General features: G+C 47.2%; 11 protein-coding genes. 5 read left to right on the plus strand and 6 right to left on the minus strand.

Translation table 11 applies throughout. From position 1 onward, the window contains the following. Window positions 1–358 precede the first annotated feature (358 nt). The 4 genes from L5L77_RS06035 (at window position 359) to L5L77_RS06050 (ending at window position 4,869) form a co-directional block, all read left to right on the plus strand. A complete protein-coding gene (locus tag L5L77_RS06035) occupies window positions 359–787 on the plus strand; it encodes a hypothetical protein (RefSeq protein WP_173248345.1) in 429 nt (142 codons plus the stop codon). A gap of 399 nt (window positions 788–1,186) precedes the next feature. Then, window positions 1,187–3,298 carry a protein-disulfide reductase DsbD family protein gene (locus tag L5L77_RS06040; protein WP_263185097.1) on the plus strand — a complete coding sequence of 704 codons (2,112 nt, stop codon included), beginning with the start codon at window positions 1,187–1,189 and terminating at the stop codon, window positions 3,296–3,298. A gap of 136 nt (window positions 3,299–3,434) precedes the next feature. Then, window positions 3,435–4,319, plus strand: coding sequence for a thioredoxin domain-containing protein (locus tag L5L77_RS06045; protein ID WP_263185098.1), 885 nt, complete (start codon window positions 3,435–3,437; stop codon window positions 4,317–4,319). Window positions 4,320–4,344: 25 nt separating this feature from the next. Further along, on the plus strand, window positions 4,345–4,869 hold the full coding sequence (locus L5L77_RS06050; RefSeq protein ID WP_219251406.1) for a protein disulfide oxidoreductase: 525 nt from the start codon (window positions 4,345–4,347) through the stop codon (window positions 4,867–4,869). Window positions 4,870–4,980: 111 nt separating this feature from the next. On the opposite strand, the gene cyoE is transcribed toward L5L77_RS06050, so the two are convergent. The 6 genes from cyoE to L5L77_RS06080 form a co-directional block, all read right to left on the minus strand. Beyond that, window positions 4,981–5,913 (minus strand): heme o synthase, encoded by a 933-nt coding sequence (cyoE, locus tag L5L77_RS06055; protein ID WP_263162520.1) that lies wholly within the window; start codon window positions 5,911–5,913, stop codon window positions 4,981–4,983. A gap of 13 nt (window positions 5,914–5,926) precedes the next feature. Beyond that, window positions 5,927–6,268 (minus strand): cytochrome o ubiquinol oxidase subunit IV, encoded by a 342-nt coding sequence (gene cyoD / locus L5L77_RS06060; RefSeq protein WP_263162517.1) that lies wholly within the window; start codon window positions 6,266–6,268, stop codon window positions 5,927–5,929. Next, complete coding sequence (gene cyoC, locus L5L77_RS06065; RefSeq protein WP_011787513.1) at window positions 6,268–6,888, minus strand: cytochrome o ubiquinol oxidase subunit III; 621 nt, start codon at window positions 6,886–6,888, stop codon at window positions 6,268–6,270. Before cyoC ends, cyoD begins: the two co-directional genes overlap by 1 nt. A 1-nt stretch (window position 6,889) precedes the next feature. Further along, window positions 6,890–8,869, minus strand: a complete 1,980-nt coding sequence (gene cyoB / locus L5L77_RS06070; protein WP_212599486.1) for a cytochrome o ubiquinol oxidase subunit I — start codon at window positions 8,867–8,869, stop codon at window positions 6,890–6,892. Window positions 8,870–8,871: 2 nt separating this feature from the next. Continuing rightward, window positions 8,872–9,975 (minus strand): ubiquinol oxidase subunit II, encoded by a 1,104-nt coding sequence (gene cyoA / locus L5L77_RS06075; protein WP_263222309.1) that lies wholly within the window; start codon window positions 9,973–9,975, stop codon window positions 8,872–8,874. 189 nt (window positions 9,976–10,164) lie between these two features. Then, window positions 10,165–10,554 (minus strand): hypothetical protein, encoded by a 390-nt coding sequence (locus tag L5L77_RS06080; protein WP_259527539.1) that lies wholly within the window; start codon window positions 10,552–10,554, stop codon window positions 10,165–10,167. Window positions 10,555–11,180: 626 nt separating this feature from the next. Between L5L77_RS06080 and L5L77_RS06085 the strand changes: the two genes are divergently transcribed. Then, entirely contained in the window at window positions 11,181–14,804 is a 3,624-nt protein-coding gene (locus L5L77_RS06085; RefSeq protein ID WP_263222394.1) for an EAL domain-containing protein, read from the plus strand. The last annotated feature ends 69 nt before the right edge of the window (window positions 14,805–14,873 follow it).

Genomic DNA, 14,873 nt, shown 5'->3' on the forward strand with positions numbered 1-14,873 from the left:
ATTAATAAGCCTGCACAAGAGTCACTCTGGCGGGCTTTGCTTAAGTTGTGGCTAGTTATGTAGAATCAATATGTTAGAGCATAAAAACTTGTTGAGTATGATGGTAATAACTTAGGTCGTTGTTACTCAAATTATCCGTCAGCAAAGCGCGGTTTTATTGAAATGGTGGACTATGGCTTGACTCAGGCAAGGCAAAATAATTTGCTTGTTGATGAACTATTGTTACAATCCGCCGGTCTTATCTTCAGCTATCTGTTGAAAGACACTCATTTTTTATCTTTATTATCAAAGAATAAGACGAAGGGAAATCCAAATTTCTAAGTTATCGACTAAGCAAACAGGCAACCTATGGGGCGTGATGGTGTTTACCATTCTGACCTTGTTCTGTTTGACTCAAAATAGTGGAATACTTAACTTGTTGCTCAAGGAGTCGAGCGCGCAAGCGATGTCGGCTACGTCTTTTTCTGGTGCTGGTTTTAGCGCCAACTCAGCTTTAAACTCAAGTTCTGCTTTAAACAGCAGTTCAGCTTCAAACAATATGGCTAGCCATGCCGATGCTCAAGCGGCGGGTACTGAGCTGGTCAAAAGTGAACCTAAAAAATGTGAATTGTCTGAGAAATCGATCCGAACCTGTATCGACACTCCGAGTACCATCCCATTTCTTATCCTGCTGTTCCTACTGCCGTTACTTCCCCGCGCCTCCCGCGTGATAACACTGTTACCCATACAAGGTTATCAAGCTAAACCTAGGCGAATACATCTCACACATTGTCGCTTTCAAGAATAAAAACTTATTTATCAATTTGATAGGTGGGTTTGTTTAGGCATGCTTTCTCTCAGTCAATATTTGACTTTTCTCGCCAGTTTGCCGGTAGAAAAGAAAGTTAAGCGGCTGCAGAACATCCAATTTTACACATCACACCTCCCTATCTGACTGCTTGAACTTAAGCCTTCTATCACGCTGATGTTTCTTAAGCCATAACGATATTGGTAACCAGAACATAGCGTTAGCCAATATTTATATGGCCTAGAAGCAAGGTAAGCATGCACGCAGCATCACAGAGTCTTGTTTAACTTAGCTTGGTCTAACAGCGCTTAAGTATTGCAATGGCAAATGCTGACGATATATCGAAGAGATTAATATGCAATTTAATAACAAACAGTTAGTGCATATTGGGGGGACAAAATGAGTACATTAAAATCCATGTTAACCAGATTCTGGATACTCGCCTTGATAGTGACGAGTCCGTCGCTAATGGCCGCATCGACGGGGTGGTTGGTTAATGATAATCACCCTCCAGCCAAAGTACGTTTTATGCTAACGGGGGAGGTTGATCCTGCAACGAATACTTTGCCCGCTGTGCTTGAAGTACAACTTGAGGGCGATTGGAAAACCTATTGGCGTAGTCCTGGGGAAGGCGGTATCGCGCCGACGATAAAATGGGATGGCTCACACAATCTACAGCAAGTGGATTGGAGATGGCCAGCGCCAGAGGAATTCTCATTATTGGGGTTACAAACCTTTGGGTACAAAGGTAATACTACCTTCCCATTAACCCTAAAAGTCGATGATATCGCTGCGCCAACTCAGCTGCGCGGCAAAGTGACCTTGTCGACCTGTACCACCATCTGTGTACTGACGGATTATCAGATTAGTCTCGACTTCACGCCTAATGCGCTGCAAGCAGATACCGATGCTATGTTGGCCTACAACAAGGCCGTGTCGCTTGTGCCACAAAAAGTGTTGACCCAAGATGGCCAAAATCCTGCCATGACAATGGGTTGGGATGCCGCCAAAGGTCAACTTGAAGTCAGGCTTAATGATGCCAACTGGCAGCAACCCACAGTGATTATCGATGGTGAGCCAGATACCACATTTAAGCTAGTGAGCTTAAAACCGAGTGAAAGCGATGCTAACGGCAAGCAATTGATTGGTATTTTCACTGGTCAAAGTTGGCTGGGTGAGCCTGAAGTTTTGGGCAAATCGCTGAATATGACTGTCGCCGATAGCGAGCGGGCGTTGGAATACAGCGCCGAGGTTAAGCCTGTGGTAATTACCCAAGAAAGTACCTCGATATTTGGCATGATTTTGTTAGCGCTTATTGGTGGTTTGATCTTAAACGTCATGCCCTGCGTGTTACCAGTACTCGGCATGAAGCTCAGTTCAGTGGTTGCCGCGCCTGATCTTAAGCGCAATCAAATCCGCCAACAGTTCATCGCATCAGCGCTGGGGATATTGGCCTCATTCTGGTTACTCGCTGGCTTTATCTTAATGCTTAAGCTCACGGGGCAGGCGATTGGTTGGGGCGTGCAGTTCCAAAACCCTTGGTTTATCGGCTTTATGGCGCTGGTGACTACAGTTTTTGCATTCAATATGTTAGGTGTATTTGAGATTAACTTACCCTCTAACGTGCAAACCAAGTTGGCGACGACGGGCGGCAATAATAACAGCGGACACTTTTTACAGGGCATGTTTGCGACGCTACTGGCGACGCCCTGCAGTGCACCATTTTTGGGTACTGCGGTCGCCTTCGCTTTGGGCGCCGATGTACTGAGCTTGTTTGCCATCTTCACTGCGTTGGCCGTGGGTATGGCGTTCCCTTGGTTAATTGTGGCGGCATTTCCGCAAGTGGCGGGTTATTTCCCTAAACCCGGTCGCTGGATGAACACAGTCAAAGTGTTTTTCTCTGGCATGTTGCTCCTCACCAGTTTATGGCTCATTAGCCTGTTGTCCAGCTTCATTGATACAATCTACCTGTGGCCATTATCTGGCATTATTACACTGATATTTATGGTGTTTATGGCTAAAAAATATGGCGCGATTGCTATTGTGAGCTGCTTAGGTATCGGCATTTTACTGTCGGCGGTTATCGCATTTATGACGGCGAACCAGTGGGCTAAACCTTTACCTGCGGATCTTGCTTGGACGCCATTGGATCAAGCATTGATTAATCAGCAGGTCGCCCAGGGCAAGACAGTATTTGTCGATGTGACTGCCGATTGGTGCATTACCTGTAAGGCCAATAAAGTTGGCGTGATCTTGCAAGATCCAGTCTATAGCCTGTTGCAACAGCAGCATATTGTGCCGATGAAGGGCGATTGGACCACGCCTTCTGAGCCCATAACTCACTACCTGCAAAGCCATAATCGTTTCGGGGTGCCATTCAACGTGGTTTATGGCCCGGGTGCACCGCAGGGGATTGAATTACCTGAAATTCTATCAACTGACCTTGTGCTTGCTGCGATTGAGCAGGCCTCAGTGTCCCCTGAAAAGTCATCCGTAGCGGCAGGGAAATAACGCTAACGAACAGCCATTCACTCGGACATGTCACTCGGCAATATCACTGGCGAGTCTCATTCAATAGCGAGTCGAGTGGCACTCAACAAATACTCAGGTCAGGGATAACTCTGACCTAAGACAATGGGAATCGATTATGAAACAGACAATTGAAGCACAAAACAACACTGAATCAATGCAGAATACTCAAGTCATCGGAGGCACTAAAATGTCGAAATTTAGCTCTTTATTCAAACATCGCAAGTTGCAGATGTTTGCTGTCTCGGGTGTCGCCATGGCAATGCTGGTGGTTTCCTTGCCTTCGGTGAGCACTATGGCCTATGCCAAAGACAGCAGTTTATCGGCGGCGCAGCAGCAAGAGGTGCGAGCAATTCTTAAAGATGCCTTGATCAATGATCCTGACCTAATGAGGGAAGCGATTATTGCGTGGCAAGCAAGGGAGCAAGAGGGGGCAAATACAGCCATGCAAACCAGTCTTGTGACTCATCATAAAGCCATGTATGAGACCAAAAGCGATCCGTGGAAGGGCGCTGCGACACCTGAGATTGAGATGGTGTACTTCACCGATTTTAACTGCCCATACTGCAAGAAAATCGAGCCTTCGCTGAACCAGCTGATTGAAGAATTTCCGCAGTTAAAAATCATAGTAAAAATGGTACCGCTGCAGGGCGAAGGCTCCAAAATGGCGGTCGATTTTGCCCAAACGGTTTGGTTAAACGAGCCTGAAAAGTATCTCAAGGTGAAGGATATGTTGATGTCGAGCCCGCGTGGACTCGATGCCGCCGCCATCGCTAAGGTCGCTAAACTGACGGCAACCGAGCGTTGGGTTGGCAACACAGATGAGCGCGTGGCTAAAATGGTCGATGACAATGTTAATTTAATGAATGAGTTAGGCATAGGTGGCACTCCAAGTATGATAGTGGCCGATACGCTTATTCCCGGATTAGTGCCTTACGAAGTGTTAAAAGAGCAGCTTGAAGCCGCGATTGCCGCTAAAAATAAGACACAGAAGAGCAGTTAAGATGCCGCCAAAGGAAACTGAAAATATGAGCGCCGAACAGGTTTCGATATCTTTACCTAAACGCATATTGGGCTGGATTAAGCAGCTGGCACTTTGGCTGCTCATTGCCCTTATCGTGACCAGCGTGATGGACATCTGGCGCGGCAAAGATATCCCGCGGGATAATTTGCCGCAGCTCCAAGGGACGACGTTGGCAGGGGAAGCGCTTGATATTGCCACGTTAAGTCAAGATCAGGCGGTATTAGTGTACTTCTGGGGCACTTGGTGCCCTGTGTGTAATTTTGTCAGCCCGGCAGTCAATCAAATGTCGGCCTATTACCCCGTGGTGACGGTTGCCATGAATTCGGGGGAGGATGAGAAACTGAGAAAATATCTTCAGCATCAAGGCTATGGCTTTGACACTATTAACGATAGTGACAGCAAGATTGCCCGTGATTGGTCATTGCAGGCGACGCCAACCATTATGATCTTTAAAGAGGGTGAGCTAAAACACTATACGACAGGCTTTACTAGCCTACCCGGTATGTGGTGGCGAATGATGTTCACTTAGAAGTGATGCTTCAGGGGCTGTTTTAGGAGAGAAAAAAAGCGCTAATCTTGGTTAGCGCTTTTGTATTATCAACTTATTTCAGGACTAGACAACTAGCTGAAAGCTTAGGGTTTACCTCACTAAAGTGAGTAGCGGTGCCTGACTCACAACTTGGAAGTCGAGCGCCATAGTCACACTGAGCGCCGTAATAGTGATGATTGAAAAACCAAACACTTGGCGAGCCCAGCGGTGCATGTCGATGCCGTGGCGATAACCTTTTAATGCCATGGCAAGCCACCACAGGCTAGTGGCACAGGTGACTGCCATAAAGGCGATACCTGTGTAACCCGCGAGTGGTAACAGCGCACTGACTAAGGCGAACACAGCAATATAAAGCACGATATGCAGTTTTGCCTTGGTCATGCCTTCTGCAACCGGCAGTACTGGAATATTGGCTGCCGCATAGTCATTAAAACGGAAAATCGCGATGGCATAGGAATGCGGCATCTGCCATAGACTGAACATCAACAGCAAAATAGCCGCGCCCATGTCCATTTGCCCTGTCACACTGCAATAGCCAACCACGGGCGGTACTGCGCCCGAGAAGCTGCCGACCAAAGTGCCATACACTGAGTTACGTTTCATATAGAGGCTATAAACCCCCACATAAACGATGTAACCAATAACGGCAAATAGCAGGGCTAATGCATTGGTAAACAAGGCTAAGATGCTAAAGCCTAACACACCTAAGGCGAGTCCAAATGCAAGTACGTTACCCACGGCAATTTCGCCCGTGACGGTCACGCGTTTGCAGGTGCGCTGCATCTTGGCGTCGATATCACGGTCAATACAGTTATTGATTGCGCAACCCGAGGCTACGACCAAGGACAATCCCACTAAGCTCGCCAGCATCAAGACCAAATTTACGTCGCCTTTGGCGGCTAATAAAAAACCGCCAGCAACGGAAATCAGATTCCCGAAAATGATGCCAGGCTTAGTGACCTGCACATACCCTTTGAAGCGTGCTTTCCATTGCGGTGACATAAATCTGTCTTGTGTTTGCATAGACTGTTTCTCGTTACATCATCAAAGCGTTGGCTTCGAGTATGATCCACACCGACAAGCCGACGACCATGACAATAATCAGGGCGGTAAACAGGAAGGAGAAGGTATTCACTTTGCCTTCTTTCGAGAAATCTAAGTGCAAGAAGTACTTAAGATGTACCACTATCTGCACTATCGCCATCACTAGCACTAAGCTAAGGGTGGTCGCTTTCTCGAAGTGATGGGTCATTACGGCCCAAAATGGAATGGCGGTTAATATCACTGACAGCACAAAGCCCATTAGATATGACTTAATGCTCGCGGCCAGATCGTCAGTGCCATGGCTATGCTTATCAGTATGACTATGTGCGCTCATTACAGTGCTCCCAATAAATACACGACCGTGAATACACAAATCCACACTATGTCGAGGAAATGCCAGAACAGGCTTAAGCAGCTCAGGCGGGTGATGCTGCGATGACCTAAACCGGTTTTCGCCACTTCAATCATCATGATCGCCATCCAAATCAGACCTGCGGTCACGTGCAAACCGTGCATACCGACAAGGGTGAAGAAGGACGACAGGAAAGCGCTGCGCTGCGGGCCATTGCCATGTTCAATCAGGTGATGGAACTCATAGACTTCCATCCCGATAAACACACAACCGAGGGCGAAGGTCACGAGTAACCAAGCCAAGGTCGCGGCTTTGTTGTGGCGCTTAGCAAAAATTAGCGCCATGCCATAGGTAATACTACTAACGAGCAGGGCGGCAGTTTCGATCAGCACAAAGTCCAATTCGAAAATGTCTTTACCCGAAACGCCACCGTCCGTGTTCATGTAGAGCACAGCATAGGTTGCGAAAACCGAGGCAAACAAAATGCAGTCTGTCATCAGGTAAATCCAAAAACCAAACAGAGTGTTGCCACTCGTATCATGGTGTTCGTGATGATCTTCTGCGTGAGCTACTTCTAAATCTGCTGGGATTGCAATACTCATATCAGCCCCTTACTACATTGTTTAAGTGGGCATTTTCAATGCGAGCCACTTCATCGGGTTGCACGTAATAGTCGACGTCATTGTTATAGGCACGGAATAAGAACACGATAAACGCGCCCACTAAGCCCACAATGGCTAACCACAGAATGTGCCAAATAGCGGCAAAACCCGCGGCAGTGATCCCCAGCGCCATTAAGATACCGCTTGAGGTATTTTTCGGCATATGGATTGGCTGATAGTGTTTGAGGCCTTGATAAGCCAAGCCTTTTTCTTTCGCATCGGTAAAGGCATCGATATCATCAACCTGTGGCAGCTTAGCGAAGTTATAGAACTGTGGTGGTGAAGCGGTTGACCACTCTAAAGTATGGCCATTCCATGGATCGCCCGTAGTATCGCGGTTTTGGTCGCGGTCACGGATACTCACGTACAGTTGGATAAACTGCAGAATGATACCGACCATGATGATGCAAGCACCCACAGCGGCTAAGTAGATCCACAGGTTCCATGCTGGGTTATCCGTATGGCTAATTCTGCGCGTCATACCCATAAAGCCTAATACGTACAGCGGCATAAAGGCCACGTAGAAACCGATTTGCCAGCACCAGAATGACGCTTTACCTAAACGTTCATTCAAGTGGAAACCTGTCGCTTTAGGGAACCAGTAAGCAAAGCCTGCTAAGTAACCAAATACCGCACCACCAATAATAGTGTTATGGAAATGCGCGATTAAAAACAAACTGTTATGTAGTACGTAATCGGCTCCCGGTAAGGCTAATAGCACACCGGTCATACCGCCTATGGTGAAAGTCACCATAAAGCCTAGTGTCCACAACACAGGTACAGTTAACCTTAGGCGGCCACGGTAGATAGTGAACAACCAGTTAAACAGTTTTACCCCGGTTGGAACGGCAATCACCATAGTCATCACCCCGAAGAAGGCGTTGACGTTGGCACTGGAGCCCATAGTGAAGAAGTGGTGTAACCAAACGATGAAACCTAAAATTGAAATCGCACCGCTCGCCAACACCATAGAGGTGTAACCGAACAAACGCTTAGCCGTAAAGGTTGAGATCACCTCGGAGAAAATACCAAAAGCAGGCAAAATCAGGATGTACACTTCAGGATGTCCCCACGCCCAAAATAGGTTGATATACATCATGGCGTTACCGCCACCGTCATTGGTGAAAAAGTGGAAATCCATATAACGGTCGAGCGTTAACATGGCTAACACGGCGGTTAAGATCGGGAATGACGCGACGATCAGTATGTTCGCCCAAGTACAAGTCCAAGTGAAGATTGGCATTTGCATCAGCTTCATGCCGGGGGCGCGCATCTTCAGTACGGTGGCGATAAAGTTCACCCCGGTTAAGGTTGTCCCTATGCCTGAAATTTGCAGTGCCCAGATATAGTAATCGACTCCAACCCCCGGACTGTAAGCCAGCTCTGAGAGGGGGGGATACGCCACCCAACCTGTCTTAGCAAATTCACCTAAACCCAATGAAATATTGATCAGCACAGCGCCAGAGGCGGTCAGCCAGAAACTGAGGTTATTCAAGAAGGGGAAGGCAACGTCGCGTGCGCCAATCTGCAGCGGCACTACTAAGTTCATTAGACCTATCATAAATGGCATTGCCATAAAGATAATCATGATCACGCCGTGGGCGGTGAAGATCTGGTCGTAATGTTCAGGCGGCAGATAACCTGCTGCGCCGTTGGTGGCGAGTGCTTGCTGGGTACGCATCATAATGGCATCGGAGAAGCCACGAATGAGCATCACCAAAGCCAACACTATGTACATGATACCGAGGCGTTTATGGTCAACTGAGGTTAACCAATTATTCCAGAGTACACTCCATTTTTTGTGTTTAGTGATCAAGGCTGCGATATACAAACCTACCACTGCGACGACCGCTAGGGTCACCATGATGATGGGCTCGTGATACGGAATCGCATCTAAGCTTAATTTACCGAGAAATGACATGATTACTCCGCCTCCACTTTATGAGTGGATGAGTGCTCTAAGGATGAAGGTTCTGTGGATGAGTCCTGTGTTGATGACGGTACCGAAGGTGTTGAGCTATCCATGTCGGCCATGTTCTGTGTATTTTCCATCGCGTGCTCGCCTGCCATATGTGCCATGTCGTGCATACCTTTCATGTCTGCCATGTCAGATGTGTGCTCAGTGCCCATGTGTTCCATGCCTGCGTGCATTTCCATTCCTTCGTGACCTTTCATGCCGTCATGTGAGTCCATGTGCATGTACTGCATCACGATTTGGTCAAACATCCCTTTGCTCACTGAGCCAAAGTATTCAACCGGATTGTATTCACTCGGTTTAGCCAGTGTGGCGTAGGCCGCTGAGTCCAAAGTCTTACCCTGTTGTTTTAACTTGGCCACCCATGCATCGAAGTCGGCAGGTGTTTGAGTGGCAATCGCTTTAAACTTCATGCCCGCAAATCCGGCGCCGCTGTAGTTAGCCGAGATACCGTCGAAGGTGCCTGGCTCGTTAGCGATCAAATGCAATTTAGTAGTCATGCCCGCCATAGAGTAAATCTGGCTGCCTAACTGCGGGATGAAGAAGGAGTTCATCGCAGTGTCAGAGGTGATCTTAAAGTTCACCGGCACATTGGCAGGGAACGCCAACTCATTGACCGATGCCACGCCTTGTTCTGGGTAAATGAATAACCATTTCCAGTCCAGCGACACCACTTCAACCGTGACGGGTTTAGCTTCGTGCACTAAAGGCTTATATGGATCAAGATCATGGGTCGAACCCCAAGTGATCACACCTAGCACTATTACGATCACAATCGGCACTATCCACACTACGGTTTCAATCGCCGTTGAGTGTGCCCATTTAGGCGCATAGATTTCCTGATCACGGCCATCGCGGTATTTCCACGCGAAGTACAATGTCATGGCAATCACAGGGATAACGACAATGAGCATGAGTAGGGTGGCGACGATAATCAGGTGTTTTTCATCGATACCGATTTGGCCCTTAGGGTCCAATACACCGCCATCACAACCCGCGAGCATGAGTGCTAGTGCCGCGATTGCTGCTTTACTTAATTTTCGAATTAACAAAGGAAGATTCCTCTAACCCTAAGGTTTACAACTCTGCCAAGCGTTAACCGGCAGTCGCACTAAGCGGCGTTATCTGAGCGCAAATCCTGAAACCCAAGAGGCATGACACAATAATGTGCCGCCATCCCGAGGCAAATCTAAGATCCGCTTTCAGCGCTTAATGCTTAATTTGAATTTAAAAACAGAGGGTTAAAATGGCGGAGCGCGACAACCGTGGGCGGTATGTTCGAGGGATTTTAGCCTTGGGGGTGCTAAAAAAAGTGAAGCGTTAGTTAAATCGAGATGATTGAAAAATTTGAAGCAGCAGTCGATTAAATGCCATAACTGCAGAATAACGAGGGGATTGAGTAATAACAGGCTGAGCAAACTAGCGCCGATAAACTCGACCAAAAAGCCATTGCTGAGGCTGATGAGTTCACTAATATCAACACAACCGCCGATTAATACGTATAAAACGTCAGCTACAGGCAGCACAAACAATAACCCGAAAAACAGGGTTAGGTTTGTCATGCTAAAGGTTGAAAACCGAATAATCAGGTTCAATCTTTCAGCAATGAATTGGCTAAGAGCTAATTTCAATTAACGGGTCCGGTTGAACGGGAAAGGGAGTCAGTTGGCAGAACAAAAAATATTCAGCATGCAACTTTTTTATGCGGCAGGAGGATACCAAGAAGCGGCTATTGATTGAAAGCGGATCCCCGTGCGAAAAGACGTTAAGCATTAAAAAAACCTTAATTAAAACCAAATAAAATCAATAAATTTACAAAATTAACTTAAATTTAACTGATTTGGTTCTCATAAATTGGGAATGTGTGAGGCGCTTCATTTATTCATTTTGGCTAAAGTTGATGTAATGGCTAAGTCATGGGGTGGATGAATACCTCGATAAACTTGCAGGTGTTAGCCAACATTTACTTTTTAGGCGTGCCGAATAGTACTGCTGTTTTCTCTGACTCATGCGCACATGTTTACATGCTTATTTTTAATGCGAGTAAAGTTTGACTAAGCGGATTTTAGATGGGCATCTCAAATAAAAACATCAAGTTAAAACAATTATTGTGTCAGTCATTTACGCTATTTACATTAGGTAAAACGACTATTAGACTGTGATTTTATCACTGCCCAGATATCTACTTGAGATTGCGTTAACGAGTAGGGCATTATGATTCTGAATATTGTAACTATGGCAGTTTAAAGGATTACACATAAAGTCAATTACCCCATACCTTAAGGTAAACATTTTCATCGCCTTAGCTTACATCATTGTAGGTAAATTAGGCTTGATGATTGCTGTGTCGCCTGGATATTCTGCGGCGATTTGGCCTGCCGCAGGGATTGCCATTGCTGCCTGTATCCTATGGAAAGAGTATGTCCCTTGGGTTGGCGTGTTTATTGGTTCCCTGCTGATTAACATCAATATTGGCGGGCATATCCATTGGGGCTGGTTACCCTTTGCTATCTCGATTGGGTCTTGTATACAGGCTGTGCTTTCAGCCCATGTTCTTGGGCGAGTCGATCATTTATTCACCTTAGATAATCCTAATACCGTTATTAAATCCTGCTTGAGCTTAGCCTTGACTTGTATTGTGGCGACCGTTTTTGGCAACAGTGCCTTAGTGATCAATGGTACGATTCCACCATCTGATTTATTGGGGAGTTTAGTGAATTGGTGGACGGGGGATTTGCTCGGCGCCGTGATCTTTATCCCTTTGACTATGTTGTTATTTGATAAGCGAGCTATCTGGCGTGCTCGCCGCATTCAGACGGGTGTTCCCCTGCTGGTGGGCTTTTTATTCTGCGTGGGGATTTATTACTACTCGGATATGAACCAGCGCCAACAGTTGCAGGATAAGTTTCAGATCCAATCCAATGCCGTGATTAGTAATATTGAAAGTTTTCAAGAGGCTAATCTGCAGCAAATCATCGCCTTAGCGAGCTTGTTCGATAATAGCGAGCAGGTTTCTGAGGATGAGTTTGTGCAGTTTGGCAAACGTAACATGCTGCAGCAAGATGGCTTTAGAGCTTGGTCTTGGTCGCCGTTAGTGGCGGCTGCCGATCTGCCCAGTTTTGAGGCATCGACCCGCTCAGCCATTGGCGCTCCCTACAAAGTCACGCGGCCTCAAGGCTGGCAAGCTAATGCCGATGGCTGGTTAGTGCCAGTGATGTATATTCAGCCACTCATAGGTAATGAAGCGGCATTGGGATTAGATCTCAATAGTGAACCAATACGAGCCGCTGCCATTGCCAAAGTGCGCGCGACCTTAGCGCCTGTGATGACGGCGAAGATCCAATTAGCTCAAGATCCCAATGGCCCAGGTGGCACCTTGCTTCTAGCGCCCTCGTTCGATCGGCTGGGTAAAATCTCAGGATTTTGTTCAGCTGTGATTGATTTGCAAAGCATTATTAATGATGTTGAGAGCGTAAAGGGATTGCAGTGGAAACTCTCCGACATGAGTGCGGGCGGTGCATTGCTTTACAGCAATACCCAGAAGTCATTTCCCGCATTTAGCAGCAAGCTATTTAGCGATAAAACCGGCCAGTATTTTCAAGCAAACCTGCAGCTTGCAGATCGGCATTGGCACATAGTGATTTATCAATCCTATGCAGTGCTGATGGGCGATACTTTTAGCTTATCGCTACTTATGCTGCTCCTCGCCTTTATCACCTGTGCTGTTGTGGGTGGTATGACGCTGGTTTCCTCCGGCGAGCGCCAACGTATTGCCGAGAAAGTGACTGAAAAAACCATGGCCTTATCGAAGGAAATTGCCCGTCGTCAAGCTTTTCAGGCCACTTTAGTCGAAAGCGAGCAAAGATATCGTAACTTGTTTGATAAGGCGCCTGTAGGGCATGTGCTTAAACGTTTAGACGATAGTCAGTTTGTGGCGATCAACCCCGCATTCGAAGCGATCACGGGTTACACACTCGCTGAGTTAAATGAGCTTGACCCTTGGGAGCTCACACCAAAGCGTTACCAATTAAGTGAAACTGAGCAATTAGAACATCTAAAGCAAACGCGTCGTTATGGCCCTTATCAGAAGCATTATTTGAATAAGAATGGTCAATTAGTGGCGGTGCGTCTCAATGGTGCGTTAGTCACAGGTGCCGATGGTGAACAGCTTATTCTCTTTATCGTTGAAGATATTACCGAGCAGGAGCGCACCGTTGCGCGGGTAAATCTATTGGCGCAGGTGTTCCAGCAGAGTGGTGAAGGCATCACTATTATGGATGCCAACGACATTATTGTGGATGTGAATACTGCGTTTTCTCAGATAACCGGCTATTCACGAGAAGAAATCATTGGTAAAAACTGCCGCTTTTTAGAGGCCGAGCGTACCGACAAAAATATCGACCCTCAAGTGCGTGCCGCCCTAGAACAAACGGGATTCTGGCAAGGCGAAGTTTGGGACAGGCATAAGCATGGTTACGATTTCCCCAAATGGTTGATGATGTCTGTGGTGCGCGATGATGCAGGTGCCGTGAGCCATTACATCGGCAGCTTTACCGATATCAGCGAGCGTAAAGTCAGTGAACAACGGATTCATTTCCTCGCCCACCATGATTCTTTGACCTTACTGCCTAATCGACTCAGCTTACAGTCGCGCCTCGAAGTGGTTTTCAGGGAGGCGCTGGCATCCGACAGCCAAATTGCCGTGATGTTTATCGACATGGACCACTTTAAAAATATCAACGACACCTTGGGCCATCATGTGGGCGACCAACTCTTGTTAGAAGTTGCGCGGCGTTTGAAAAACATCGTTGGTGATACTGACACTGTGGCACGTCTAGGTGGTGATGAGTTTGTGGTTGCCTTATCTGATACGAACCATGATGAGGTGGCCAGTTTAGCCGAGGCGCTGCGCAGTGGTTTGAGTCAAACCTATGTTATTAACAATCAAGCATTACATTCATCACCGAGTATAGGCATCAGTTTATTCCCGACCGACGGCGACAGTGTTGAAGCCTTGATGAAAAACGCCGATATGGCCATGTACCGCGCCAAGGCTGCGGGGCGCAACAACTATCAATTCTTTACTGCGGCGATGAATACCTTGATCACCGAGCGCCAGCAAATTGAAACTGGCCTGAGGCAAGTGCTCGCTAACGATGAATTACGACTGCATTATCAGCCACAAATTGATATCCGCACTGGGCAAGTGGTCAGTGTCGAAGCCTTAGTGCGCTGGCAACATCCCGAATTTGGCATGGTAGCGCCAGACCGCTTTATTCCCATTGCTGAAGAGATTGACATGATCATTCCTATCGGCCAATGGGTGTTAGAAACCGCGATGGCGCAGCTTGCCGCTTGGCGCGCTGCGGGTGCGACCGAGCTGCGAATGGCGGTGAATCTGTCGGCGCATCAACTCCGCAAAGATAGCATTGTCGCCGATATCACCAATGTGCTTTTAAAGCATCAGTTAGGCAAAGGTGCATTGGAGCTCGAAATCACCGAGAGTGTGGCAATGCAATATCCGGAGCAGAATGCGCGCCTGTTAGCGGAATTGCGCCAGCATGGTATCGAACTTGCGATTGATGATTTCGGCACGGGTTATTCCTCGTTATCCTATTTGAAACTCTTGCCCTTAGACAGATTGAAGCTCGACCGCTCCTTTGTGAAGGATATTGAAAGCGATCCGAACGATGCCGCTATCAGTGCTGCGACCATTTCTATGTCCCATGAATTGGGGTTAACTGTGGTCGCTGAAGGGGTTGAAAACGAGGCGCAATTGGTATTATTGTCGAGCATGGGGTGCGACTTAGTGCAAGGGTTTTACTTTAGTAAACCCTTAGCGGCAGAAGAGTGTTTCCGCTTTATCCAGCGTAATTTATAACGGCAGAGTGTTGTTGTTTTTCTAATGCTGGCGCAGAGTTGGACTATACTTGAGTTCGCATTATGCATG

The organism is Shewanella sp. SM29 (assembly GCF_025654245.1).
Classification (GTDB): domain Bacteria; phylum Pseudomonadota; class Gammaproteobacteria; order Enterobacterales; family Shewanellaceae; genus Shewanella; species Shewanella oncorhynchi.

Excerpts from the sequence above, each read along its gene's own strand:
- cyoB (WP_212599486.1), bottom strand. The coding sequence starts at position 8,869 with ATGTCATTTCTCGGTAAATTAAGCTTAGATGCGATTCCGTATCACGAG.
- cyoC (WP_011787513.1), bottom strand. The coding sequence starts at position 6,888 with ATGAGTATTGCAATCCCAGCAGATTTAGAAGTAGCTCACGCAGAAGAT.
- L5L77_RS06040 (WP_263185097.1), top strand. The coding sequence starts at position 1,187 with ATGAGTACATTAAAATCCATGTTAACCAGATTCTGGATACTCGCCTTG.
- cyoD (WP_263162517.1), bottom strand. The coding sequence starts at position 6,268 with ATGAGCGCACATAGTCATACTGATAAGCATAGCCATGGCACTGACGAT.
- cyoE (WP_263162520.1), bottom strand. The coding sequence starts at position 5,913 with ATGCAAACACAAGACAGATTTATGTCACCGCAATGGAAAGCACGCTTC.
- L5L77_RS06035 (WP_173248345.1), top strand. The coding sequence starts at position 359 with ATGGTGTTTACCATTCTGACCTTGTTCTGTTTGACTCAAAATAGTGGA.
- L5L77_RS06045 (WP_263185098.1), top strand. The coding sequence starts at position 3,435 with ATGAAACAGACAATTGAAGCACAAAACAACACTGAATCAATGCAGAAT.
- L5L77_RS06050 (WP_219251406.1), top strand. The coding sequence starts at position 4,345 with ATGAGCGCCGAACAGGTTTCGATATCTTTACCTAAACGCATATTGGGC.